Raw genomic sequence first — 21,678 nt, forward strand, 5'->3', positions numbered from 1 at the left:
ACCGGCCAGCCGCACGGTCGTCCCCTCGTGTCCGCAGAGGCGGTCGACGTCAGTCATCGGTCCCCTCCGCCCCCTTCTCCGAAACCGCCCGCAGGTCCGCCACGTACGGCTGGTGGGCGAGCAGCCCGCCGTCCACGCACAACGTCTGCCCGGTGATGAAGGCGGCCTCGTCGGAGGCGAGGAAGACGACGGCCGAGGCGATGTCCTCGGGGCGGCCCAGGCGGGGGGTGAGGTGGTGGCGGAGCATCGTCTCCTGGATCGGCCCGTACTCGGAACCGGAGCTGGCGGGGGTGACGATGAAGCCGGGGGCGATGGCGTTGCAGCGGACGCCCTGTTTGCCGTGCTGGGTGGCGACGTACTGGGTGAGGTTGATGATGGCCGCCTTGGAGGCCCCGTAGGCGGGGTGGCTGAGGTCTCCGGCGAGGCCGGCGCCGGAGGAGGTGTTGATGACGGAGCCGCCGCCGCGCGCGACGAGGTGCGGGATCGCGGCCTGGACGGCGGCCATCGTGCCCCGGAGGTTGATGCGGAAGGTGTCGTCCCAGACGGCGGGGTCGGCTTCGGCCACGGGGAGGTCGAGGCGGGCGGCGAGGTGGGTGGCGGCGGCGTTGTTGTGCAGGATGTCGAGGCCGCCGTAGATGCCGACGGCGGTCGCGATCATGGCGCGTACGGAGTCGACGTCGCCGAGGTCCACGCCGACGGCGACGGCGGAGCCGCCCGCCGTGCCGATCCGTTCGGCCACCGCCTTCGCCCCGTCGAGGTTGAGGTCGGCGACGACGGTGTGCGCGCCCTCGGCGGCCACGCGTTCGGCGGTGGCCGCCCCGATGCCGGAGGCCGCTCCCGTCACGATGGCGATTTTGTTCTTGAGTCTGCCGGTCATGACGCCTCTCCTCCGGGTTCGTGGTCCGCCAGCAGCGGGCGCAGGCGGGTGCATATCGTCCTGACGTGGCGGGCCGTCATCTCCTCCGGCATTCCGGCGACCGACGCCCAGAACCACACCGTCTCCACGGGCGCGCCCGCCGTCCGCTTCCTGATCTCCGCCGCCACGTCCTCGGGCGTGCCGTAGAGGTAGGAGGAGAGCGGGCCCCGGGGCTCGCGCCGGCGCAGCTTGTCCGGGTCCACGGGGCGCGGCGGCGGCTGGCCGGTGCCCTCGACCATGTAGCGGCGGTAGCTGTCGACCTGGTAGGCGATGTAGGGCGCGACCACCGGCCAGTCCCCCTCCGGGTCGTCCGTCACGTACGCCTCGAAGCCGCCCGCCATCCGGGCCGTGGTGGCGGGGTCGTGGCCGCCCTCGACGAGCCCGTCCCGGTAGTGCGGCCAGGACTCGGCCGAGGGGGTGAGCAGGGCCTCGCCCATCCGGCCGGCCCGGCGGGCGCCCTTGGGGCCCTGGTAGCCGAGCCAGATCGGCAGCCGCTCCTGTACGGGGGCGGGGGTGACGCCGCCCTTCTCCCAGAGCCGGCGCAGCTCGCCGACCTGTGCGTCGAGGGTGCGGTAGCGGGCCGTCACATCCGCGTCGAACAGCTCGAACTCCGGTACGCGGTAACCCGCGCCGAGGCCGAGGTCGAGCCGGCCGCCGCTGATGATGTCGACAACGGCGGCCTCCTCGGCGAGCTGGGCGGTCTTGCGCAGCGGTGCGACGAGGATGCCGGTGCCGAGCCGCACGCGTGAGGTGCGCGCGGCAGCGGCGGCGGCGAAGGTGAGGGGCTGCGGGAGGTAGCCGTCCTCGAAGCCGTGGTGCTCGGAGAACCAGACGGAGTCGGCGCCGAGCCGCTCGGCCTCCTCGCACATCTCCAGGGTGAAGCCGTAGAGGCGGGCGGGGTCCTGTCGCCACTTCGGGGGGTTGCGCAGGTCGAACCAGAGGCCGATCTTCACGGCGGCCAGCTCCCATCGGGTCGTAGCGACTAGCCTTAATCCTCTGTTATATCTAACGCATTAAACTGAATCAGACAAGGAGTGCCGCCATGTCCGATGCCACGTCCGATGTCCCATCCGATGCCATGCCCGACTTCCAGGACCCGCCCCGCACCGCCGGTGGCGTCGCGCTGTGCGGCGCCTGCCGCAAGGAGGGCGGATGCAAGCTGGGCGTCGAGCGGGAGCGCATGGAGGACGACGGGGCGGTCCGGTTCGCCCTCACCTGCCCCCGGGACCACGAAGGCGGACCGAACGTCGCGCACGGCGGCTGGACGGCCGCCGTCCTCGACGACTGCCTGGGGCATGTACCACTGCTCAACCGCGTGTTGTCGGTCACCGCCGAGCTGACGGTGAGCTTCGTCAAACCGGTCCCGGTCGGGCGACCGCTCGAAGTGCGCGCCTGGGTGGAGCGCCGCGAGGGGTCACGCTGGTACATCTCCGGCGAGATGGTCCTGCTGCCCGGCCGCGCCGTGGTCGCGCGCGCGTCCGGCATCTGGGTCAGCCGCGACAACGGCCACTTCGCACGCCATGAGCGGTGGCTCGCCGGCCAGGACGCCCGGCCTCACTGACCGAAGGTCTCCACCGGCGGCACCGGGAACACCCCCGTCCCCGGTCGCCAGCCCGCTTCGAGCTTGCGCACTCCCGGCCCGTCCGGCGCCCAGATGTGGCAGCTGTTGAGCACTCCCGCCGTCGTACGGGGATCATGGGTGGGCCTGCCCACCACGCGGCGCCGGGCCTTGGCGGAGATACCCGCCTGGACCACGGCCGGCCCCAGCAGCCGCGCCAGCTCGTAGAGGTGCGAGCAGCCCGAGACACCGCGGAAGCGCTCCTGGACCGCCCGGTTGAAGCCGGAGGCGATGCTCAGGCCTGCCAGTCCCTCGAAGGCGGGGGTGATCCGGGGGCACTCCGCGTGCGGGAAGGTGCCCATGTCCGCCCGCGCCTCGGTGATCAGCATGTCCGCGAGCCGGACCCGCACGGTCAGTGCCATCCGGTGCAGCTCCGCGACCGAGCTTCCCGGGCCCGCGTACGGCTCCGCCCAGGGGCGCTGGTCGAGCAGCTCGGCCTCGACGTCGATGGAACCGCCGTCGTCCTCGCACTCGTACGCCGCGAAGGTGATCGTACGGCGGTGCAGCGGCACCTTGTCCGTCATGAGCGCACCTCCCCCAGGCCGGCGAAGCGCGGCGGCCTGTGCTCGATGAAGCTGGTGACGCCCTCGCGGTAGTCCGGGGCGCGCTTGGCGGTGGCGAGCAGGGCGATCGCGCTGTCGCGCCCGTCGGGGAAGGCCCGGGCCTGGTCGTCCAGGAGCTGCCGTTTGATGAGGGACATCGCGTACGGGCTGCACTCGCGGGCCAGTTCGGTCGCGTACGCAACCGCTGCGGGCAGCAGCTCGTCCGGCTCGACCAGGCGGTTGACCAGGCCCATGGCGAGGGCTTCGGGGCCGTCGACCCGGCGGGAGGACAGCAGCAGGTCGCTCGCGTGGCCGTAGCCGACGACGCGGGGGAGGATCCAGGAGACGCCGTCCTCGGCGACCAGCCCGCGCCGGCTGAAGGCGGCGGCGAACCTCGCGCCGGGCACGGCGAAGCGCACGTCGCACATCAGCGCCTGGATGAAGCCGATCCCGGCGCACCCGCCGTTGACGGCGGCGACGACCGGCTTGGGGAGAGCGAGCGGGCGGGTGCGGGGCGGCAGTTGGCCGGTGGGCCAGGGGCGGGCACCGGAGGAGGCACCGTCGAGGACGCTCATGTCCATGCCGGGGCAGAAGCTGCGGCCGGCGCCGGTGAGGACCACGGCCCGTACGGCGGGGTCGGACTCGGCGCGGTCGAAGAGCTCGTTGTAGAGCAGCTCCATCTCCAGCGTCCAGGCGTTGTGGCGATCGGGACGGTTGAGGGTCAGCACCATCACGCCGTCGGCGGTCAGCTCGCTGAGGATCACCGGCTCGGGTGGAGTCACGGAGGATCAGCCTCCCATAATAGATAGATGAATCATCTATATACGACACGGCCGGTCCACACCAGGGGGCTTCCCCTCCCCTGGTAGTCTTGTTGCATTAGGAAGATTCATTTTGCTGTATTCGCGGCAAATGGAGCACGAGGAGAAGTACCGTGGCCCAGCCCGCCGGCAGTGCGCAGCCGAGTTTCACGTTGCCCATCCCGACCCGGGCGCCCGTGGGCCGCCAGGTCCGCGTGCCCAAGACCGCCGAGCTCGTGGCCGGGCAGCTGCGCCGCCAGATCGTCCGGGGCGAGCTCCAGCCGGGCGACGCGCTGCCGTCGGAGTCCATGCTCATGGAGCAGTTCGGGATCTCCCGCCCGACCCTGCGCGAAGCCTTCCGCGTGCTGGAGTCCGAGGCCCTGATCAGCGTCCGCCGCGGCGCCCACGGCGGCGCCCGGGTCAGCGCCCCCGACGCCGAGGTGGCCGCGCGCTACGCCGGGCTGATCCTGGAGTACCGGGGCGCCACGCTGGGCGACGTCTACCAGGCCGCCGCCTTCATCGAGCCGCCCTGCGCCCGCCAGCTCGCGACCAAGCACGCCCCGGAGGACATCGCCCGCCTGCGCGAAGCGATCGCCGCCGAGAAGGCCGTGCTGGAGGACCCGCTCGCCCTGGTCGACGCCCAGGACGCCTTCCACACCCTCCTGGTCGAGCTGACCGGCAACCAGACCCTCATCCTCCTCAGCGGCATGCTCCGCTTCATCATCGACCGCGCCAACGCCTCCCAGGTCGCCCAGGTCTCCGAGACCGGCACCCCCACCGCCCAGGCCCGCAAGGGCCACCGGGCACACGTGAAGCTGGTCGGCCTCATCGAGGCCGGCAAGGCGGACGAGGCCGAGAAGCTGTGGCAGCGGCACATCGCCGGCGCGGATGACTACGTCAACGCGGCCGGGCCCAAGACGGTGCTGGACCTGCTCGGGGACTGAGCGGTCCGTGCGTATTGTGCGGACCGTGGTGGGCTGATCGCGCAGTTCCCCGCGCCCTACAGGTCCAGGCGCGCCGCCGCCGTGCCCGTGACGACCTCGACGCCGCTCTGGTTGACCGTGCGCACGGAGAACTCGGCCACCGGGCCGTCGATGCTCTCGACCGTCACCGTCGTCGTCAGGGTGTCCCCCGGCCACACCGGCGCCTTGAAGCGGACGCCGTAGCGCAGCAGCCGGTCGCGGCCCACCCAGTCGGTGAGCACGCGGCCGGTCAGGCCCATGGTGAGCATGCCGTGGGCGAAGACCCCGGGGAAGCCGGCCACCTTGACCGCGAACTCCTGGTCGGTGTGGAGGGGGTTGAAGTCCCCGGACGCGCCCGCGTACTGCACGATCCGGGTGCGCTTCAGGTCCTCGACGACCACCTCCTCGCGTGACTCGCCGACCTTGATCCCGTCCGCTCGCAGTGCCATCAGGTGCCCTCTCCCTGGGTCGTGACCACGCCGACGGTGCGGGCGGTGACCACCAGCTCGCCCGCCTCGTCGCGGTACTCGGTGATCTGCTCGCTGAAGCGCAGCAGCCCGGCCCGGCCCGCCTTGTCCCAGCTGCGCCCCGGCCGCGTACTGACCGTGAGCGTGTCGCCGGCCCGCAGCGGCCGGTGGTACTCGAAGTGCTGCTCGGCGTGCAGCCCGCCGCTGCCCTCCACGGCCACGCCCGGGCCGCGTCCCGATCCGAGCCACTCCTGGCCGGGCAGGGGCCGCAGCGGGGAGTCCGGGTCGTAGTGAGCGGACGCCATCGTGAAGGTGGGCGGGGCCACCGTCGTGTCCTCCTCGTCGCCGATGGCCCGGGCGAACATCATGATGTGCCCGGCCTCGACGGGAAATCTGGTCGCTGCCATATCCCTCACCTCTCTCGCTGAATGGGTTCGCCGACTCCGGCCCGCTCCCCCGAGATGCTCACCACGACCTGCCCCCGCGCGCAGGCCGTGCCGCTGCGGTCGCGGACCTCGACCTCCGCGTGGTGGAGGCGGCCGCCGCGCCTGACGCAGAGCGCGTACGCCACGATCTCGGGACCCCGCGCCGGGGCGAGGAACTGGACGGAGATCGTGACGGTGGACATGCGGCTGCCCTTGTCGAAGTCGTGGCCGGCCATGACCGCGCCGCCGCCCGCCGTGTCGATCAGGGCGGAGACGACGCCGCCGTGGAAGACGCCCTCATGGGAGGAGAGCGGCTCGGTGTAGGGGAGGGCGATCTCCACGCCGCGTTCGTCCCAGCGCAGCACGCGCATACGGCACATGCGGTTGAAGCGGACGCCGTGCTCCCAGCGCTCCCGGAACCACGCCCGGCGGGACCGCTGCTCCTCCTCCGCGAGGCCTGTGCCGATGCTCATGGGCTTGCTCCCCTCTGTCGTGCTCACGGGCGCGGCTCACGGGGCAGGCCGAGCACCTGCTCGCCGATGATGTTGCGCTGGACCTGGCTCGCGCCGCCGTAGATCGTCTCGGCGAGGGAGAGCAGAAAGGTGCGCTGGCGGGTGTCGAGCGCGTAGCCGGAACCGGTGATCTGCCCCGCCGGGCCCGCGAGTTCGGAGGCGAGGTGGCCGAGCCGGACGTGGCCGGTGGAGGCGTAGAGCTTGGCGATGTGCGACTGGGGTCCGGGGTCGCGGCCGGCCAGCAGCTCGCCGATGGTGCGGAGGTTGGTGGTGCGCATGATCCGCACCGACGTCCAGGCCTGGACGACCCGCGCGCGCAGCTCCGGATCGAGCTGCCCGGCCTCGGCCTTGGCGCGGGCCGTCGCCAGCAGCGCCTCCGCCTCGCGCTCGAAGGTGAGCTGCTGGGGCAGCAGCGTCGCGCCGCGCTCGATGCCGAGGGTGCCCATGGCGGTTCGCCAGCCCTGGCCGACCTCGCCGACGACCAGGTCGGCGCGGGTGCGGGCGTCGGTGAGGAAGACCTCGGCGAACTCGTCCTGCCCGGCCAGGTTGCGGATGGTGCGCACTTCGACGCCCGGCTGGTCGGTGGGGACGAGCAGCATGCTCAGGCCCTTGTGGCGCCGGGAGTCCGGATCGGTGCGCACCAGCACGTAGAGCCAGTCGGCGACGTGGCCCATGGTGGTCCACACCTTCTGCCCGTTGATGACCCACTCGTCGCCGTCCCGCTCCGCCCGGGTGCGTACGGAGGCGAGATCGGAGCCGGCGCCGGGTTCGCTGAAGCCCTGGCCCCACATCTCGCTCACGTCGAGGATCCGGGGCAGGAAGCGTTGCTTCTGGGCCTCGCTGCCCATCGCGACGAGCATCGGCCCGAGGAGGTCGAGCGCGCTGCAGGTGGCCCGGTAGGGGGCGGCGGCGCGCGCGTACTCGTAGTTGAAGACGATCTCCTCCAGCAGCCCGAGCCCCCGGCCGCCGTACTCCTTCGGCCAGCTGATGCCGAGCCAGCCGCCTGCCGCCAGTTCGCGGTCCCAGGCCAGCCGCACCTCCCAGGCCTCGGCGTCGGTCGGTCCGCCGACGCCCCGGTGCTCGGCGAACTCGCCCACCAGGTGCTCGTCGAGCCAGTCGCGCGCCTCGGCCCGGAAGCCCTCGGCCTCGGGCCCGAAGTCCAGCTCCACCCCTTGCTCCTCTCTCGACATCGTGTCTGTCACAGGCCCAGCCGTACGGCGAGCCGCTCCCGGTGCGAGGCGGCCGTGCCGAGCAGTACCTCGGAGCTCTTCGCACGCTTGAGGTACAGATGGGCCGGGTGCTCCCAGGTGAAGCCGATGCCGCCGTGCACCTGGACGCAGTCGCCCGCGACCCGGGTGTACGTGTCCGAGCAGTACGCCAGCGCGAGCGCGGCGGCGACCGGCAGGTCCGGGGCGTCGGCCTCCAGCGCCCACAGGGCGTCGCAGACGGCGGACCGGGCGGACTCGACCTCGACCAGCATGTCGGCGCACAGGTGCTTGATCCCCTGGAACGAGCCGATGGCCCGCCCGTACTGCACCCGGATCTTCGCGTACTCCACCGCCAGTTCCAGAGCCCGCGATGCCCCGCCCAACTGCTCGGCGGCCAGCAGCACGGAGGCGGTCGCCAGGCTCCGCTCGATCACCGGCCAGGCCGCGCCCTCTTCCCCGATCAGCCGGGCAGGCACCGCGTCCAGGTCCAGACGGGCCTGCTTGCGGGTCTGGTCCAGGGTCTCCAGCGGCGTACGGACCAGGCCGGGCGCGCCCACCTCGACGGCGAACAGGCTGAGCCCGGCATCCGTACGGGCCGCCACCAGGAGCAGGTCGGCGGTGTGGCCGTCGGGGACGTAGGTCTTGGTGCCGGTGACGGCCCATCCGGTGGCCGTTCGCCGGGCGCGGGCGGCCACCCCGCGCTCGTCCCAGCTTCCGCTGTCCTCGGTGAAGGCCAGGGTCGCCACCGTCTCCCCCGTCGCGATGCCCGGGAGCAGGTCCTTGCGGGCGGCCTCGTCGCCGCTGCGCAGCAGCGCCTCGGCGGCGAGGGCGACGGTGGCGAGGTAGGGGGCGCAGAGCAGGGCGCGGCCGGTCTCCTCGAAGACGATGCCCAGCTCGACGTAGCCGTAGCCGGCGCCGCCGTACTCCTCGGGGACGGCCAGTCCCTGGAGGCCGAGTTCGGCGCCCATGCGGTGCCATTGGGCGGGGTCGTAGCCCTGGGTCGTGGCCATCAGGTCCCGTACATCTGCCTCCGTCGAGTGCTTGGAGAGGAAGGAGCGAACGACCTTGCGCAGCTCGTCCTGCTCCTCGGTGTAGGTGCCGGTGAGTGTGTGGTGGGCCATCCCGGAGTCCAGTCCTTGCCAGGCTAGATAGAGTTAGATAATTATAGTAACCACAATAAGTTGAGTGAGCCAGATCAGAGCCGCATCAGCCAGATCAGAGGGAGGACCACCGCGATGACGGAGCAGCAGCGCAAGCGGATCTTCGACTGCGACCAGCACATGTACGAGGAGCGGGACTCCTTCACCCGGTACCTCCCCAAGGAGTTCCTCGGCGAGGCCGTGGCACCCGTGACGCTCGCCGACGGCCGGGAGGTCATCCTCGCCGGCGACCGGATCGTGGTCTGCCTGGAGCCGGAGTTCGGGCAGGTCTACCGGCCGGGCTCGCTGAAGGAGATGCTCAAGGCCATGGCCTCGGGCAACCCCGAGGAGACGTACCAGTTCGAGCCGATGCACGAGGCGTACCAGAACCGGGACGCCCGGCTGCGGGTCATGGACGAGCAGGGCGTCGACCAGTCGATCATCTACCCGGGCGGCTGGGCCCTGGTCGCCGAGGAGTACGTACGCGGGGTCGAGCCGCTCTACGCCAACTACCGCTCGTTCAACCGCTACATGAACGAGGTCTGGGGCTTCGACCACCAGAACCGGATCTACGCCCCCGCCCTGCTCTCACTGCGCGACCTGCCCAGCGCGGTCAAGGAGCTGGAGACCGTACTGAATGAGGGCGCGCGCTTCATCATGCTGCCCACCGGCCCGATGTACGGGCGCTCGCCGGGCGACCCGTACTTCGACCCGTTCTGGAAGCTGGTCAACGAGGCCAAGGCCAGCGTCTGCTACCACATCAGCGAGTTCTACTACAACTCGAACGTGGCCCCGGCCTGGGGCCACGACCCCAACCCCATCCACTTCCGGATGTCGGCGTGGCAGTGGATGAACACCTACGGCCAGCGGCCCATCGAGGAGACACTCTCCGCACTCATCTTCGACAACCTCTTCGGCCGCTTCCCCGACATCAACGTCCTGGTCTCGGAGTTCGGTGCCGAATGGGTCCCGCACTTCGTCCGCCACATGGACAAGAGCCGCGGCATGGGCCGCAACGGCCCCTGGCTCGGCGGCCAGTTGGAGGAGCGGCCCAGCCAGGTCTTCCGCAAGCACATCCGCGTCGTCCCCTACCCGGAGGACGACGTGACCAGCCTCGTCCAGCGGCTCGGCTACCACGAGTCCCTGGTCATGGGCTCGGACTACCCGCACGCGGAGGGCCTGGCCAACCCGGCGGACTTCCGCAAGCTCATCCCGACGCTGTCCGAGCAGGTGCAGGACGACATCATGTACAACAACGCGCAGCAGCTGATCTCGCGCTGAGCGCCAGGCGGAACGCGGGTCGGCCCGGGGCAGCGAATCCGCTGCCCCGGGCCGACCCGCGAACGGGCTGGAATTCAGTCCAGCTCCCCGAGGACCTCAGCCGTGTGCTGCCCCAGGGCCGGCGCACCGGCCCGCGGCTTGTCGTCGACGCCCCAGAAGCCGACCGGCGTGGCCACCGTCCGCAGCACCGGCCCCTCCCCCATCCCCGGCTGCTCGACAAACGCCCCGACGGCCTCGGCCTGAGGATCGGCAGAGGCCTCCGCCAGGGTCTGGACGGGTGCCCACCACACACCATGGACATCAAAGCGCTCGGCCCATTCCGCCAGCGGACGCTTCCCGAACTCCTCGTCGAAGACCGCGATCAGCTCCCGTACATGCCCGCGCCGGGCGCGCCCCGTGGCGAAGCGCTCGTCCTCGCCTAGGTCCTGACGCCCCAGCGCCGCGAGCACGCCGGGCCAGTGGCGGTTGCCCTCCAGGCCGACCAGCCAGAACCAGCGGCCGTCCCCCGCCTGGTAGGAGTTGTAGAGCGGGGACTCGTGCTCGGTGCGGGGGCGGGTGCGGCCGCGCTTGCCGAAGAAGTTCTGCAGGGCGAGGTCGTTGCCGATGGCGTACGTGCCCGAGCGCAGCAGCGAGACATCGACGACCCCGCCCTCGCCGGTCCGTTCCCGGCGCAGCAGCGCGGCCAGGACACCGGCCACCAGGTTGGACGCGGCGGTGCGGTCCCCGAGCCCCGGGCGGATGCCGGGGGGCGGCTCGCCGACCGGGTTGAGCATGGCGGCGATGCCGGGGCGGGCCCAGAAGGCGGAGACGTCGTACCCGGCGCGGTCGCGTTCGGCGCCGGTCCAGCCGTAGCCGGTGAGGGTGCCGACGACGAGCGCGGGGTGCCGCTCGCGCAGGGTGTCGGGGTCGAGGCCGAGGCGTTCCAGGGCGCCGGGCCGAAGGTTGGTGACGAAGACATCGGCACGCTCCAGCAACCGGTGCAGGTCCGCGAGGCCCTCCTCCGTACGCAGGTCGAGGACGACACCGCGCTTGCCCCGGTTGTCGGTCTCGAAGGGCGGCGCGCTGTCCACGTCCTGGCCGACGTGCTTGAGCGTGTAGCGGTTGGGGTCGCCGCCGGGCGATTCCACCTTGATCACCTCCGCGCCCCAGTCGGCCATCATCGCGGCCGCGGCCGGCGCCGCCACCCAGATGCCCAGCTCGACCACGCGATAGCCCTCCAGCGGACGCACGGCCCACCTCCTCCAAAGCCTTCTTATTATTGAACTAGATACACTAATCTAGCTTAACGCCTGCTCTTGGAGGAGACCCCGTGACAACCGATCCGTACTCCGCCTTCGAACGCCTGCGGTTCGAACGCCCCGCCCCCGGCGTGCTGCGCATCGTCCTGGACGCCCCGAACCTCAACGCCGTGGACGGCCGGATGCACGGCGAACTCGCCGACGTATGGCCCGTGATCGACCGCGACGACGAGACCCGCGCCGTGGTCGTCCAGGGCGCGGGCAAGGCGTTCTCCGCAGGCGGCACCTTCGACTCCATCGAGGACATGACCGCCGACTACGCGGTCCGCGCCCGCGTCATGCGCGAGGCCCGCGAGATGGTCTACGGCGTCATCAACTGCTCCAAGCCGGTCGTGTCAGCCATCCACGGGCCCGCCGTCGGCGCCGGGCTGGTCATCGGGATGCTCGCCGATATCTCGATCGTCGGCCGCAAGGCGAAGATCGTCGACGGCCACACCCGCCTCGGCGTCGCCGCCGGGGACCACGCGGCGATCTGCTGGCCGCTGCTGTGCGGCATGGCCAAGGCCAAGTACTACCTGCTGACCTGCGAAGTCCTCACCGGCGAGGAGGCCGAGCGGATCGGCCTGGTCTCCAAGTGCGTGGACGACGACCAGGTCCACGCCGAGGCCCTGCGCGTCGCCACCGCGCTCGCCGCCGGCTCGGCCAGCGCGATCAGCTGGACCAAGCGCTCCCTCAACCACTGGTACCGCACCGCCTCCCCCGCCTTCGAGGCCTCCCTCGGCCTGGAGTTCTTCGGCTTCGGCGGCCACGACGTCGCCGAGGGCGTGGCCTCCCACCGCGAGAAGCGCGCCCCCGACTTCACGGCGGTCGCCGCGAAGAACCCGCTGGCCCTCTGAGAAACCAGGAGCAACCGTGTCCGAGGCAACCACCACGCCCCCGCCCCTCGTCCAGGGCATGACGTACGAGGAGATGCCGGTCGGCCACGCCTTCCGCACCGCCCGGCGCACCGTCACCGAGACCGACCTCGTCAACTTCATCAGCTGGGGCGGCTTCAACGAGCCCCTCTTCCTCGACGCCTCCCACGCCGCCGAGGGCGGCTACACCGGCCGCCTCATCCCCGGCGGCATGATCTACTGCATCGCCGAGGGCCTCGTCCTCCAGACCAACGTCCTGCACGGCACCGGCCTGGCCTTCATGCACATGGAACTGACCGTCAAACAGCCGGTCTACGTCGGCGACACGCTCTACGCCGTCGTCGAGACCACCGGCTCCCGCCCGGCCAGCAAGGGCGCCCGGGGCGTCGTCACCAGCCGCATCGGCGTGCGCAACCAGCGCGACGAGGAAGTCCTCGTCTACACCCCCGTACGCCTGATCCGCGGCAAGGACTACGAACCGGAAGCGCGATGAGCGCACCCCGGGCGCTGGAGGGCATCCGCGTCCTCGACCTGAGCCGTATCCTCGCCGCGCCCCTGGCCGCGCAGATGCTGGGCGATCTCGGCGCCGACGTCATCAAGATCGAGCGCCCCGGTGTCGGCGACGACTCCCGCGCCTACGGGCCGCCATTCCTCGAAACCCCAGGCGACGACCCGGACCCGGCGGCCTTCTACCTCAGCTGCAACCGCAACAAACGGTCCGTCACCCTCGACCACTCCAAGCCCGAGGGCCAGAAGCTGCTGCGCCGCCTCGTCGCCGAATCCGACGTCCTCATCGAGAACTTCCGCCCCGGCGTCCTCGCCAAGTACGGCCTCGACTACGCGCCCCTGGCCGCCGTCAACCCCGGCCTCGTCTACTGCTCCATCACCGGCTTCGGCCAGGACGGCCCCTATGCCGGCCGCCCCGGCTACGACGGCGTCTTCCAGGCCATGTCCGGCATGATGAGCGTCTCCGGCCTCCCCGACGGCGTCCCGGGCGCCGGGCCCATGAAGGTCGGCGTCTCCATGATCGACATCCTCACCGGCCTCTACGCGGGCAACGCCATCCTCGCCGCCCTCCACCACCGCGACGCGGCCGACGGCGTCGGCCAGCACATCGACCTCTCCCTCCTCGACTGCGGCCTGGCCGCCCTCTCCCACTACGCCCAGTCCTACCTGGTCTCCGGCCAGGTCCCCGAACGCCGTGGCAACGGCGGCTACGGCGGCATCCCCTCCCAGTCCTTCCGCTGCTCCGACCACGACATTTTCCTCGTCGCCGCCACCGACCAGCAGTTCGCCGCCCTCTGCCACGCCCTCCACCGCCCCGACCTCCCCACCGACCCCCGCTTCGCCACCGTCCCCGCCCGCATCTCCCACCGCCGCGAACTCCTCGCCATCCTCGACGCCCTCTTCCTCACCCGCCCCGCAGCCGCCTGGATCGCCGACCTCGAAGCGGCCGACGTCCCCGTCAGCCCCGTCAACACCCTCCCCGATGCCCTCGCCAACCCCCAACTCGCCCACCGCGCCATGCGCGTCCGAACCGACGACGGCCTGGACCTCCTGCGCAACCCCATCCGGTTCTCGGCCACCCCCATCGAGTCCTACGCCGCGCCGCCCGCCCTCGGCGGCGACACGGCGGACGTGCTCCAGGCCCTCGGCCTCAGCCCCGCCGAGATTGCCGCGCTGCACGCCGACAAGGTGATCTGATCCGCCGTAAGGTAACGGCGCATGGGATCCCAACCGCTGCCCACGCTCCCCGAGCATCCCCACAACACCGCGCTGCTGGCCCATCTGCGAGCCCGGGCCGCCCCGCCGCACGGGCCTCACGACATGGCTCTCGGCGCATGGCAGTTGCACACGCACCCAGACCTCTGGGAGAGGCTGCACAAGCTGGCCCTCTGGCAGCCTCTCTCCGCCGCCTACGGAGTCCCGGTCCTGGCTTACGAAGGCGTAGCCGCAGCCGTCGCCGAGGGCATGTCAGACCTGCTGGTACGGCTGCCGTCACCGCCCACGAACCTCAAGGCCGGCGAGCCCGTCCCGCCCCTGATCGATGACGGGTGGCACGCGGTCGACGCCTGGCAGAGCGATCTGCACTCCATCGAGGGGGACTACCGGCTCTGCGAACTCATTGAAGCGGCACTCGTCCACACCCGGGAGCTGATCGCGCAGGGCCCGTGACCCGTCCCGGTCAGCCGGCGGTGAGTGGCCCACGCCGGCATCGCTCGGAGGGCACGCCCGTGTGCCGGCCCACTCGCGGGTGGGCGGTTCGTGGGTGAGGGGTCCCCCACCCCGCCCCTTCCCTCAAACGCCGGACGGGCTGAAGTGAACGCTCCCGGCCAGGCGGGGGCGGTGGAGGGGTTCTCCCGCAGGCGACGAGCGAGGGCCCCTATCCTCCTGCGCGGCCCTCGCGGGCGCTTCGCTGGCTTCGGACCGCTGCGCCGGCCTCCGGCCGCCGGGGGTGTTCCCCCACCCCGCCCCTGCCCGCTGCATCCGATCAGCGGCTGGCACCGCGTGACGGGCTCCGCCCGGACCGCCAAGGGCTGCGCCCCCGGACCCCCGAACGCCCTTCGGGCGTGTCCTCAAACGCCGGACGGGCTGAAGTGAACGCTCCCGGCCAGGCGGGGGCGGTGGAGGGGTTCTCCCGCAGGCGACGAGCGAGGATCCCGGGCACGGACTGAAGGTGCCGGAGTCGCGAGCGCCGAGGAGAGAGACCCCGGCAGGCGCCCCCGACCCCACGGCCAACCCAGCCCGTCCGGCGCTTGAGGACGGAACCGCAAACCACCGCAAACCGCACCGTACGGACTACGCGCCCCGGAAGTCTCCGGGACGGCGATCACGGAAGGCCTTGAGCCCCTCCTCACGGTCCTCGGAGGTAAAAAGCACGGAGACGGTCTCACGCTCGTACGCGATCGCCGCGTCCAACTCCATACGCAGCCCCTCGTCGATCAACCGCTTCCCCGCCGCCAAGGCGAGCGGCGCACCGGCGGCGAGCCGCACGGCCAACGCCTCCGCCGCAGCAAGCGCACCGCCGCCCTCGGCCAGTTCGTTGACGAGGCCAAGCCCATAAGCCCGGTCAGCGTCGATCGGCTCGCCGGTGAGGATCATCTGGCGGGCGACGGCAGGCGGGATGAGCCGGGGCAGCCGCTGGGTGCCACCGGCTCCCGGCAGGACGCCGAGCTTCATTTCGGGCAGACCCAAGCGCGTGCCGCGTTCGGCGACGCGGAGGTCGCAGGCGAGGGCGAGTTCGAGGCCGCCGCCGAAGGCGAAGCCGTGGAGGGCGGCGACCGACGGCTTGGGGTGGTGCTGGAGAGCCCGGCCGACGGAGGTCAACCGGCCTACGAACTCCCGGAATTGGTAGGCCGCGGTGAACGACTCGATCTCGGCGAGATCGGCCCCCGCCGAGAAGCAGCGCCCGGCGCCGACAAGGACGAGGGCGCGGACCCGGTCGTCCTCGCGCAGCTCGTCCAGTACCTCGCCGAGCCGATCGGTGGTCGCCGTGCCGATCGCGTTGAGCACGCCGGGGCGGTCAAGGGTGAGGACGGCGATCCGCTCCCGCAGCTCCACCCGCAGTACATCGGTCATATCAGCGCTTCCCCTCAGACCATCGTCAGGCCGCCGCTGACCGAGAGCGTCTGCCCGGTCATGTACGCGGCGGCGTCGGAGGCGAGGAAGGCAACGACACCGGCGATGTCCGCCGGTTCGGCGACCCGGCGCAGCGGGATGGCCCGCAGGGTCGCGTCGTACATCTTCTGGCTGTACTCGGCGACCTGGCCGAGCAGCGCGGTGTCGGTGGGCCCGGGGCAGACGCTGTTGACGGTGATGCCGTGGCGGGCGACCTCGCGGGCGAGGGCCTTGCCGAAGGCGATGACGCCGCCCTTGGTCGCGGAGTAGACGACCTCGCCGGAAGAGCCGACGCGGCCGGCGTCGGAGGCGATGTGGATGACGCGGCCCCGGCCGAGTCCGATCATGCCGTCGAGGACGGCCCGGGTCATGGTGATGGTGCCCCGGAGGTTGACGGAGATGATCCGGTCCCAGGTCTGCTCGCTGCTGTCGACGAAGCGCTCGATGACGTCGATGGCGGCGTTGTTGACCAGGACGTCCACCGTCCCCAGCTCTTCCGTCACCCGGGCCACGGCCGCGTGCACGGCCGCGCTGTCGGCGATGTCCACCGCCACGCCCAGGGCCCGTACGCCGTGCTGCTCGGCGAGGCGCGCGGCGACCTTGTCGGCGGCCGCCGCGTCGAGGTCGCACACGGCGATCGCCGCGCCTTGGGCCGCCAGCCCGGCGGCGATGGCCTCGCCGATACCCCGGCCCGCTCCGGTGACGACAGCCACCGTGCCGTTCAGTCCGCCACGCTCGTCCATGTGCCCTCCATGACTTCCCCACCGGTTCACAATCATTTAAATTACTACACTGAATGCTCGGATAGAAGACGATGGAAGACAGCAGGGAAGGGACCACCCGATGCGCCGCACGATCTTCACCGAGGAACACGACCTCTTCCGCGAGACCGCCCGCGCCTACTACCTGCGCGAGTGCGCCCCGCACACCGAGGAGTGGGAGCACGACGGCCAGGTCAGCCGCGCCGCGTGGGCCGCCGCCGGCAAGGCCGGGCTCATCGGCTGGCAGTTCCCGGAGGCGTACGGAGGCCAGGGGATCCACGACTTCCGCTACAACGCGATCATGGCCGAGGAGATGGCCGCGACCAGCTCCGTAGGGATCGGCCTCGGCCTGCAGAACGACGTCCTGCCGCCCTACCTCGGCGGTCTCACCACCGACGAGCAGCAGGACCGCTGGCTGCCCGGCGTCATCAGCGGCGAGACGATCTGCGCCCTCGCCCTGTCCGAGCCCGGCGCGGGCTCGGACCTGCGGTCCATCGCCACGACCGCCCGCCGCGACGGCGACGACTGGGTCATCGACGGCTCCAAGACCTTCATCACCAACGGCATCCTGGCCGACCTGGTCATCGTCGCCTGCAAGACCGACCCCCAGGCCGGCCACAAGGGCATCAGCCTCATCGTGGTCGAGCGCGGCACGCCCGGCTTCGAGCGCGGCCGCAAGCTCGACAAGGTCGGCATGAAGGCCCAGGACACCGCGGAGCTGTTCTTCCACGAGTGCCGGGTCCCCGCCGGGAACCTGATCGGCGAGGAGAACCGCGGTTTCTACCACATGATGCGCAATCTCCCCACCGAGCGCCTCGCCATCGCCGTCAGCTCCCTCGCCGCCGCCGAGCGCGCCTTCCTCCTCGCCCTGGACTACGCCAAGACGCGCACCGCCTTCGGTCAGCCCATCGGCAGCTTCCAGGCCAACCGCTTCGCCCTCGCCGACATCCGGGCCAAGCTCAACGCCGCCCGGGTCTACGTCGACGGCTGCATCATGGCCCTGGTCGACGGCCATCTGACCGCCGACGACGCGGCCGCCGCCAAGTACTGGACCTCGGAGACCGCCTGGCAGGCCATCGACCGCTGCATGCAGCTCTTCGGCGGCTACGGCTACGTCAACGAGTACGAGATCGCCCGGATCTGGCGGGACAACCGCGTGCAGCGGGTCTTCGGCGGAACGTCCGAGATCATGCAGGAGATCGTCGGCCGCGGCCTCGGCCTCTGAGCCGACCCGTGACAACGGTCAGGCCGGCGGCCAGGGAGTGCGCTCCGGGCGCTCGGGGCGCTTGACGGTCAGGGGGCTGGTGAACCGGATCAGGTTCCAGACGGTGCCCACCTTGTCGTTGGTCCCCGAGGCGCGGGAGCCTCCGAAAGGCTGCTGCCCGACGACGGCACCGGTCGGCCTGTCGTTGATGTGGAAGTTGCCGGCGGTGTACTTCAGGGCGTCGGCGGCCTGGGTGATCGCCTCCTCGTCCTCGGCGAAGACCGCGCCGGTGAGCCCGTAGGCAGTGGACTCGTCGACGAGCCTCAGCGTCTTCGCCCAGTCGGCGTCCTCGTACACGTAGGCGGCCGTGACGGGTGCGAAGAGCTCCTCGGTCATGAACGGCGAGTGCGGATCGTCGACTTCGAGGAGGGTGGGGTCGACGAACCAGCCCACCGAGTCGTCGGTGGTGCCGCCCACGACGACCAGGTTCTCGGCCCGTGCCCGCGCCAGGGCCTCGGCGTGCCTGGCGTGCTGGCGGGCGTTGATGACGGCGCCGATGTGGGTCTGCGGCAGGGTCGGGTCACCGATCACGAGGCGCCGGGTCAGCTCGATGAACCGCTCCTTGAGGGCGGGCCACAGGCTGCGCGGGATGTACAGCCGCGACGGGGCGGAGCACTTCTGCCCCTGGTAGTCGAACGCGCCGTGCACGCAGGCCACGGCGAGGGCGTCGAGGTCGGCCGAGGGGTGGGCGATGATGAAGTCCTTGCCACCGGTCTCGCCGGCCACGCGCGGGTAGTTCCGGTAGCCGTCGGCGTTCTCGCCCACGGTCCGCAGGATCTGCCGGAAGGTGGCGGTGGAGCCCGTGAAGTGGACCCCGGCGAGGTCGCGGTGGGTGAGGGCGGCCGGGCCGAGCTCCGCGCCGCCGCCGTGGACGATGTTGACGACCCCGTCGGGCAGGCCTGCCTCGCGCAGCAGCTGAAGGGACAGGTGCGCGGTCAGTGCGGCGCTCTCGGCGGGCTTCCACACGACCGTGTTGCCGAGGAGGGCGGGCGCGAACGCGAGGTGTTCGTGGAGACGAAGTTGAACGGCGAGACCGCGAGGACGAAGCCTTCCAGGGGCCGGTACTCGACGTGGTTGCGGATGCCTTCCGGCGAATAGGGCTGTACGTCGTACATCGCCCGCATGTTCTCGACGTTGGCGCGGATCAGCTCGGCCGTCTCGGCGACCGCGTCGCCCTTGGCCTGCTCCCGGGTCTTGGACAGTTCGAGCATCGCCGCGGCGGTGAGCCGCTCGCGCCACGGCCCGCCGCTCTCCAGCATGTCGGCCGCCCGCAGGAACGGCGCCGCGCGCTCCTCCCGGCCGAGCCGGCCCCACCAGCGGGAGGCGTCGGTCGCGGCCTCCACGGCCTCGGCCATGTGCTCGACGGAGGCGTGGTGGACCTGCCCCAGCCGGACGGCGTGCTCGTGCGGGGTGACGACGGGCAGCGTGCGGCCGGTGCGGACCTCACGGCCTGCGATGAGGTTGGGCACGTCGTAGGCGGCGGCGCGGACCTCGGCGAGCGCCGCGGCGGGTTCGGTCATGGCAGGGCTCCGAGGGGCTCCGATGGCGGTGTCGATCCGGTGTGACCCGACCCTAGGAGCGCCGTACGCCTTCGGGCATCGGCGGCGGTGTGAAATCTTCGACCGCCCTTCCTACACTTGTCGAATCGGCCAGGTCCCCGGGTTTCGAGGCCGGTGCGCGGACCGACGGAAGAGAGGGGGAATCCTGATGGAGTCCGTCAATATGCAGGCCGTGGTGGACGATCTGGCGTCCGCGGTCGGCCTGTCGGTGCTCGTCGAGGACATCGACCAGCACCCCGTCTGGTGGAGCACCCGCGGTGCGGTCGACGGCACGCGGATGAGGACGATCCTCGACCGGCGCGTGGAACCGGCCGCCGCCGCGGTCGTGCGGCGGCTCAGGCTCGCCCAGGCGACGAAGCCGGTGCGTACGCCCGCGCTGCCCGAGGCGGACATGTGGGCGCGCTGGTGCATGCCCGTCCGGTACGAGGGCAGGGCGATCGGCTTCCTGTGGGTCCTCGACCGCGACGGCACCCTGACCGAGTCCGACCTTCCGGCGCTGGTGGACTGCGCGGAACTCGCCGCCGAAGCGATGGCGAAGACCCGCCGGTCGGCCGATCAGCGGCATCGCCAGCGCGACGAGCTCCTGAGCCGCCTGCTGCGTGCCCCGGACCAGGACGCCGCGCGTGAACTCACCCGGCTGGAGAACCTGCCCTCCGATGCGCGCGTGCAGGTCGAGGCCCCGCCGACGGCGGGCGGCTGGCCGCTGCCCGGCCACATGAGCGCACACGTCGTGAGCAGCCGCGTACGGAACGCGACGAGCGGCGGCCCGGTGCCGTTGGCCGAACTCGGCGAAGCGGTCCGCCGGGCGGCGGCCACCCGCCGGGTCGTCGCCGCCGGCGCGCGGCTGGACAGGGCGTCGTGGGACGGGCTGGGAGCCTGGAGGTTCATTGTGGAGGCCCCCGACTCCCTGACCGTCGCGCAGGTGCACGCGGGCGCCGAGGCACTCCTCGAGCAGTCGCGCGACGACCTGATGACGACGGCACGCGTCGTCCTCGACCACGGCGGAGAAGTCGCCGCCGCAGCCGAGGAGCTGCACGTCCACCGCACCACGCTCTACTACCGCCTGAACCGGATCACCGAGCTGACCGGCGTCGACCTGCGGTCCGGAGCCGGCCGGACCAGCCTGCAGCTGGCTCTGTGGCTGGCCGCCTATCGCAGCGTCGAGGAGTAGGGCCCCCGGCTTCGTCATCGGCCCCGGCGGGATTCGACAGATGTCGAACACCGGGGAAATCTCTCCTCTCCACCGTGGATGCGGCCGCCGGACGGCCCGACCTACTGTCGGCTGGCATGAGAACCGACATCGTCGTCATCGGCGGCGGAGCGATCGGCGCGGCCGTCGCCTACTTCACGAAGCTCCTCGACCCGAGTGCCGAGATCGTCGTGGTCGAGCGGGACCCCCACTACGAACTGGCGTCGACCCCACGCGCATCGGGTGGGGTGCGGCGGCTGTTCCACCTTCCGGAGAACATCGAGCTGTCGAAGTACAGCATCGACTTCTTCGAGGAGTTCCCCAGGACGATGGCGGTCGACGGAGCCGAGGCCGACATCGGTTTCAAGAAGAACGGCTATCTCTTCATCGTGCCGCCCTCCGACCGCGCGGCGCTGCGCCGGAACTTCGACATCCAGCAGCGGCTGGGCTGCGACGTCGTCTGGCTCGAACCGGACGAGCTGAAGCAGAAGTGGCCGTCCATGAACGTCGAGGACCTCGGCTGCGCCGTCCATTCCCCCGACGACGGCTGGCTCGACCCGCACAGCGTGCTGACGGGCTTCCGCAACAAGGCCAGGGCGCTGGGAGCCCGGTTCGTGGCGGACGAGGTGACCGGCCTGATCCGCGAGGGCAGCCACGTCACCACCGCCGTACTGAAGTCCGGGCGGCGGATCAACGCGGCCCAGTTCGTCAACGCCGCCGGTGCCTGGGCGAAGGACGTCTGCGCGATGCTCGGCGTCAAGGCGCCCATCGAGCCGCTACGGCGCTTCGAGCACTACTTCGAGTCCCAGGACCCGATCGAGCCGCTGCCCTACATCAAGGACACCCGGCGCCTCGCCTTCCGCCCCGAGGGCAAGGGCTACGCCGGCGGCGTTCCGACGCTCGCGGAGCCGCGCGGCTACAACTTCGACGTCGACCGCGCCTACTTCGAAAGCGCCGTCTGGCCCGCACTCGCCCACCGCTTCCCGCAGTTCGAGCGGACCCGCTGCACCAGCACGCTGCCCGGCCTGTACGACCAGAACGACTTCGACGGCAACGTCATCATCGGCCCCGGCGCCGACGGCCTCGCCAACTTCCACCTGGTCGCCGGGTTCTCCGGCCACGGCCTGATGCACGCGCCCGGCTGCGGCCGCGCCATGGCTGAGCTGCTGCTGAAGGGGTCGTACCAGACCATCGACCTCACCCGCTTCGGCTGGCAGCGCCTCATGGACGGCACGCCGCTTCCCGAACAGGGAATCATCTAAGGA

At 71.4% G+C, this 21,678-nt stretch carries 22 protein-coding genes and 1 pseudogene; 10 read left to right on the plus strand and 13 right to left on the minus strand.

Features of this window, described 5'->3' with window-relative positions; genetic code table 11:
• Window positions 1–49 precede the first annotated feature (49 nt).
• Both OG607_RS07795 and OG607_RS07800 read right to left on the minus strand, forming a co-directional pair.
• Window positions 50–877, minus strand: a complete 828-nt coding sequence (locus OG607_RS07795) for an SDR family NAD(P)-dependent oxidoreductase (RefSeq protein ID WP_405720371.1) — start codon at window positions 875–877, stop codon at window positions 50–52.
• Window positions 874–1,869, minus strand: a complete 996-nt coding sequence (locus tag OG607_RS07800) for an LLM class flavin-dependent oxidoreductase (protein ID WP_405720373.1) — start codon at window positions 1,867–1,869, stop codon at window positions 874–876. The genes OG607_RS07795 and OG607_RS07800 overlap by 4 nt, the downstream gene beginning before the upstream one ends.
• An 89-nt stretch (window positions 1,870–1,958) precedes the next feature.
• Between OG607_RS07800 and OG607_RS07805 the strand changes: the two genes are divergently transcribed.
• Window positions 1,959–2,477, plus strand: a complete 519-nt coding sequence (locus OG607_RS07805; protein ID WP_405720375.1) for a PaaI family thioesterase — start codon at window positions 1,959–1,961, stop codon at window positions 2,475–2,477.
• Here OG607_RS07805 and OG607_RS07810 read toward each other — a convergent pair.
• Window positions 2,471–3,058 (minus strand): DUF2889 domain-containing protein, encoded by a 588-nt coding sequence (locus OG607_RS07810; RefSeq protein WP_405720377.1) that lies wholly within the window; start codon window positions 3,056–3,058, stop codon window positions 2,471–2,473. The genes OG607_RS07805 and OG607_RS07810 overlap by 7 nt on opposite strands.
• Complete coding sequence (locus OG607_RS07815; RefSeq protein WP_405720379.1) at window positions 3,055–3,858, minus strand: enoyl-CoA hydratase-related protein; 804 nt, start codon at window positions 3,856–3,858, stop codon at window positions 3,055–3,057. Before OG607_RS07815 ends, OG607_RS07810 begins: the two co-directional genes overlap by 4 nt.
• Window positions 3,859–4,010: 152 nt before the next feature.
• On the opposite strand from OG607_RS07815, the gene OG607_RS07820 reads away from it, so the two are divergent.
• The gene (locus OG607_RS07820; RefSeq protein WP_405720381.1) at window positions 4,011–4,820 is read left to right on the plus strand and encodes a FadR/GntR family transcriptional regulator; all 810 of its coding nucleotides are present in this window, start codon (window positions 4,011–4,013) and stop codon (window positions 4,818–4,820) included.
• Window positions 4,821–4,876: 56 nt separating this feature from the next.
• Here OG607_RS07820 and OG607_RS07825 read toward each other — a convergent pair whose 3' ends face one another.
• The 5 genes from OG607_RS07825 to OG607_RS07845 are packed head-to-tail and all read right to left on the minus strand — an operon-like array spanning window position 4,877 to window position 8,571.
• Window positions 4,877–5,287, minus strand: a complete 411-nt coding sequence (locus OG607_RS07825; RefSeq protein WP_405720383.1) for a MaoC/PaaZ C-terminal domain-containing protein — start codon at window positions 5,285–5,287, stop codon at window positions 4,877–4,879.
• A complete protein-coding gene (locus OG607_RS07830) occupies window positions 5,287–5,712 on the minus strand; it encodes a MaoC family dehydratase N-terminal domain-containing protein (protein WP_405720385.1) in 426 nt (141 codons plus the stop codon). The genes OG607_RS07825 and OG607_RS07830 overlap by 1 nt, the downstream gene beginning before the upstream one ends.
• Window positions 5,713–5,717: 5 nt before the next feature.
• Window positions 5,718–6,203 (minus strand): PaaI family thioesterase, encoded by a 486-nt coding sequence (locus OG607_RS07835; protein WP_405720387.1) that lies wholly within the window; start codon window positions 6,201–6,203, stop codon window positions 5,718–5,720.
• Window positions 6,204–6,226: 23 nt separating this feature from the next.
• Complete coding sequence (locus tag OG607_RS07840) at window positions 6,227–7,411, minus strand: acyl-CoA dehydrogenase family protein (RefSeq protein ID WP_405720389.1); 1,185 nt, start codon at window positions 7,409–7,411, stop codon at window positions 6,227–6,229.
• Between the two features lie 29 nt (window positions 7,412–7,440).
• On the minus strand, window positions 7,441–8,571 hold the full coding sequence (locus OG607_RS07845) for an acyl-CoA dehydrogenase family protein (protein ID WP_405720391.1): 1,131 nt from the start codon (window positions 8,569–8,571) through the stop codon (window positions 7,441–7,443).
• 114 nt (window positions 8,572–8,685) lie between these two features.
• Here OG607_RS07845 and OG607_RS07850 point away from each other — a divergent pair, with 114 nt between their 5' ends.
• Window positions 8,686–9,870 carry an amidohydrolase family protein gene (locus OG607_RS07850; protein ID WP_405720393.1) on the plus strand — a complete coding sequence of 395 codons (1,185 nt, stop codon included), beginning with the start codon at window positions 8,686–8,688 and terminating at the stop codon, window positions 9,868–9,870.
• Window positions 9,871–9,944: 74 nt separating this feature from the next.
• On the opposite strand, the gene OG607_RS07855 is transcribed toward OG607_RS07850, so the two are convergent.
• On the minus strand, window positions 9,945–11,099 hold the full coding sequence (locus OG607_RS07855; protein WP_405720395.1) for a CaiB/BaiF CoA transferase family protein: 1,155 nt from the start codon (window positions 11,097–11,099) through the stop codon (window positions 9,945–9,947).
• 80 nt (window positions 11,100–11,179) lie between these two features.
• On the opposite strand from OG607_RS07855, the gene OG607_RS07860 reads away from it, so the two are divergent.
• Genes OG607_RS07860 through OG607_RS07875 form a run of 4 tightly spaced genes read left to right on the plus strand, consistent with a single transcriptional unit; the run spans window position 11,180 to window position 14,197 of the window.
• Complete coding sequence (locus OG607_RS07860) at window positions 11,180–12,004, plus strand: enoyl-CoA hydratase/isomerase family protein (protein ID WP_405720397.1); 825 nt, start codon at window positions 11,180–11,182, stop codon at window positions 12,002–12,004.
• A 16-nt stretch (window positions 12,005–12,020) separates the two neighbouring features.
• Complete coding sequence (locus OG607_RS07865; RefSeq protein WP_405720399.1) at window positions 12,021–12,515, plus strand: MaoC family dehydratase N-terminal domain-containing protein; 495 nt, start codon at window positions 12,021–12,023, stop codon at window positions 12,513–12,515.
• A complete protein-coding gene (locus tag OG607_RS07870) occupies window positions 12,512–13,726 on the plus strand; it encodes a CaiB/BaiF CoA transferase family protein (protein ID WP_405720401.1) in 1,215 nt (404 codons plus the stop codon). The genes OG607_RS07865 and OG607_RS07870 overlap by 4 nt, the downstream gene beginning before the upstream one ends.
• A 21-nt stretch (window positions 13,727–13,747) precedes the next feature.
• Entirely contained in the window at window positions 13,748–14,197 is a 450-nt protein-coding gene (locus OG607_RS07875) for a hypothetical protein (RefSeq protein ID WP_405720403.1), read from the plus strand.
• Window positions 14,198–14,821: 624 nt separating this feature from the next.
• Here the strand turns inward: OG607_RS07875 and OG607_RS07880 are convergent.
• Both OG607_RS07880 and OG607_RS07885 read right to left on the minus strand, forming a co-directional pair.
• Window positions 14,822–15,601 (minus strand): enoyl-CoA hydratase/isomerase family protein, encoded by a 780-nt coding sequence (locus OG607_RS07880; protein WP_405720405.1) that lies wholly within the window; start codon window positions 15,599–15,601, stop codon window positions 14,822–14,824.
• A gap of 14 nt (window positions 15,602–15,615) precedes the next feature.
• Window positions 15,616–16,383 carry a glucose 1-dehydrogenase gene (locus OG607_RS07885; protein ID WP_405720407.1) on the minus strand — a complete coding sequence of 256 codons (768 nt, stop codon included), beginning with the start codon at window positions 16,381–16,383 and terminating at the stop codon, window positions 15,616–15,618.
• Window positions 16,384–16,483: 100 nt separating this feature from the next.
• Between OG607_RS07885 and OG607_RS07890 the strand changes: the two genes are divergently transcribed.
• A complete protein-coding gene (locus OG607_RS07890; protein WP_405720409.1) occupies window positions 16,484–17,626 on the plus strand; it encodes an acyl-CoA dehydrogenase family protein in 1,143 nt (380 codons plus the stop codon).
• A gap of 18 nt (window positions 17,627–17,644) precedes the next feature.
• On the opposite strand, the pseudogene OG607_RS07895 reads toward OG607_RS07890, so the two are convergent.
• Window positions 17,645–19,185: pseudogene (locus OG607_RS07895) on the minus strand (aldehyde dehydrogenase family protein).
• Window positions 19,186–19,372: 187 nt separating this feature from the next.
• Here OG607_RS07895 and OG607_RS07900 point away from each other — a divergent pair.
• Window positions 19,373–20,395 (plus strand): PucR family transcriptional regulator, encoded by a 1,023-nt coding sequence (locus tag OG607_RS07900; RefSeq protein WP_405720412.1) that lies wholly within the window; start codon window positions 19,373–19,375, stop codon window positions 20,393–20,395.
• 116 nt (window positions 20,396–20,511) lie between these two features.
• Window positions 20,512–21,675, plus strand: a complete 1,164-nt coding sequence (locus OG607_RS07905; RefSeq protein WP_405720415.1) for an NAD(P)/FAD-dependent oxidoreductase — start codon at window positions 20,512–20,514, stop codon at window positions 21,673–21,675.
• Window positions 21,676–21,678 lie beyond the last annotated feature (3 nt).

The sequence above is a fragment of the Streptomyces sp. NBC_01537 genome, from assembly GCF_045040445.1.
Lineage (GTDB): Bacteria > Actinomycetota > Actinomycetes > Streptomycetales > Streptomycetaceae > Actinacidiphila.

Excerpts from the sequence above, each read along its gene's own strand:
- OG607_RS07795 (WP_405720371.1), bottom strand. The coding sequence starts at position 877 with ATGACCGGCAGACTCAAGAACAAAATCGCCATCGTGACGGGAGCGGCC.
- OG607_RS07805 (WP_405720375.1), top strand. The coding sequence starts at position 1,959 with ATGTCCGATGCCACGTCCGATGTCCCATCCGATGCCATGCCCGACTTC.
- OG607_RS07810 (WP_405720377.1), bottom strand. The coding sequence starts at position 3,058 with ATGACGGACAAGGTGCCGCTGCACCGCCGTACGATCACCTTCGCGGCG.
- OG607_RS07825 (WP_405720383.1), bottom strand. The coding sequence starts at position 5,287 with ATGGCACTGCGAGCGGACGGGATCAAGGTCGGCGAGTCACGCGAGGAG.
- OG607_RS07830 (WP_405720385.1), bottom strand. The coding sequence starts at position 5,712 with ATGGCAGCGACCAGATTTCCCGTCGAGGCCGGGCACATCATGATGTTC.
- OG607_RS07835 (WP_405720387.1), bottom strand. The coding sequence starts at position 6,203 with ATGAGCATCGGCACAGGCCTCGCGGAGGAGGAGCAGCGGTCCCGCCGG.
- OG607_RS07845 (WP_405720391.1), bottom strand. The coding sequence starts at position 8,571 with ATGGCCCACCACACACTCACCGGCACCTACACCGAGGAGCAGGACGAG.
- OG607_RS07850 (WP_405720393.1), top strand. The coding sequence starts at position 8,686 with ATGACGGAGCAGCAGCGCAAGCGGATCTTCGACTGCGACCAGCACATG.
- OG607_RS07870 (WP_405720401.1), top strand. The coding sequence starts at position 12,512 with ATGAGCGCACCCCGGGCGCTGGAGGGCATCCGCGTCCTCGACCTGAGC.
- OG607_RS07875 (WP_405720403.1), top strand. The coding sequence starts at position 13,748 with ATGGGATCCCAACCGCTGCCCACGCTCCCCGAGCATCCCCACAACACC.
- OG607_RS07880 (WP_405720405.1), bottom strand. The coding sequence starts at position 15,601 with ATGACCGATGTACTGCGGGTGGAGCTGCGGGAGCGGATCGCCGTCCTC.
- OG607_RS07885 (WP_405720407.1), bottom strand. The coding sequence starts at position 16,383 with ATGGACGAGCGTGGCGGACTGAACGGCACGGTGGCTGTCGTCACCGGA.
- OG607_RS07890 (WP_405720409.1), top strand. The coding sequence starts at position 16,484 with ATGCGCCGCACGATCTTCACCGAGGAACACGACCTCTTCCGCGAGACC.
- OG607_RS07900 (WP_405720412.1), top strand. The coding sequence starts at position 19,373 with ATGGAGTCCGTCAATATGCAGGCCGTGGTGGACGATCTGGCGTCCGCG.
- OG607_RS07905 (WP_405720415.1), top strand. The coding sequence starts at position 20,512 with ATGAGAACCGACATCGTCGTCATCGGCGGCGGAGCGATCGGCGCGGCC.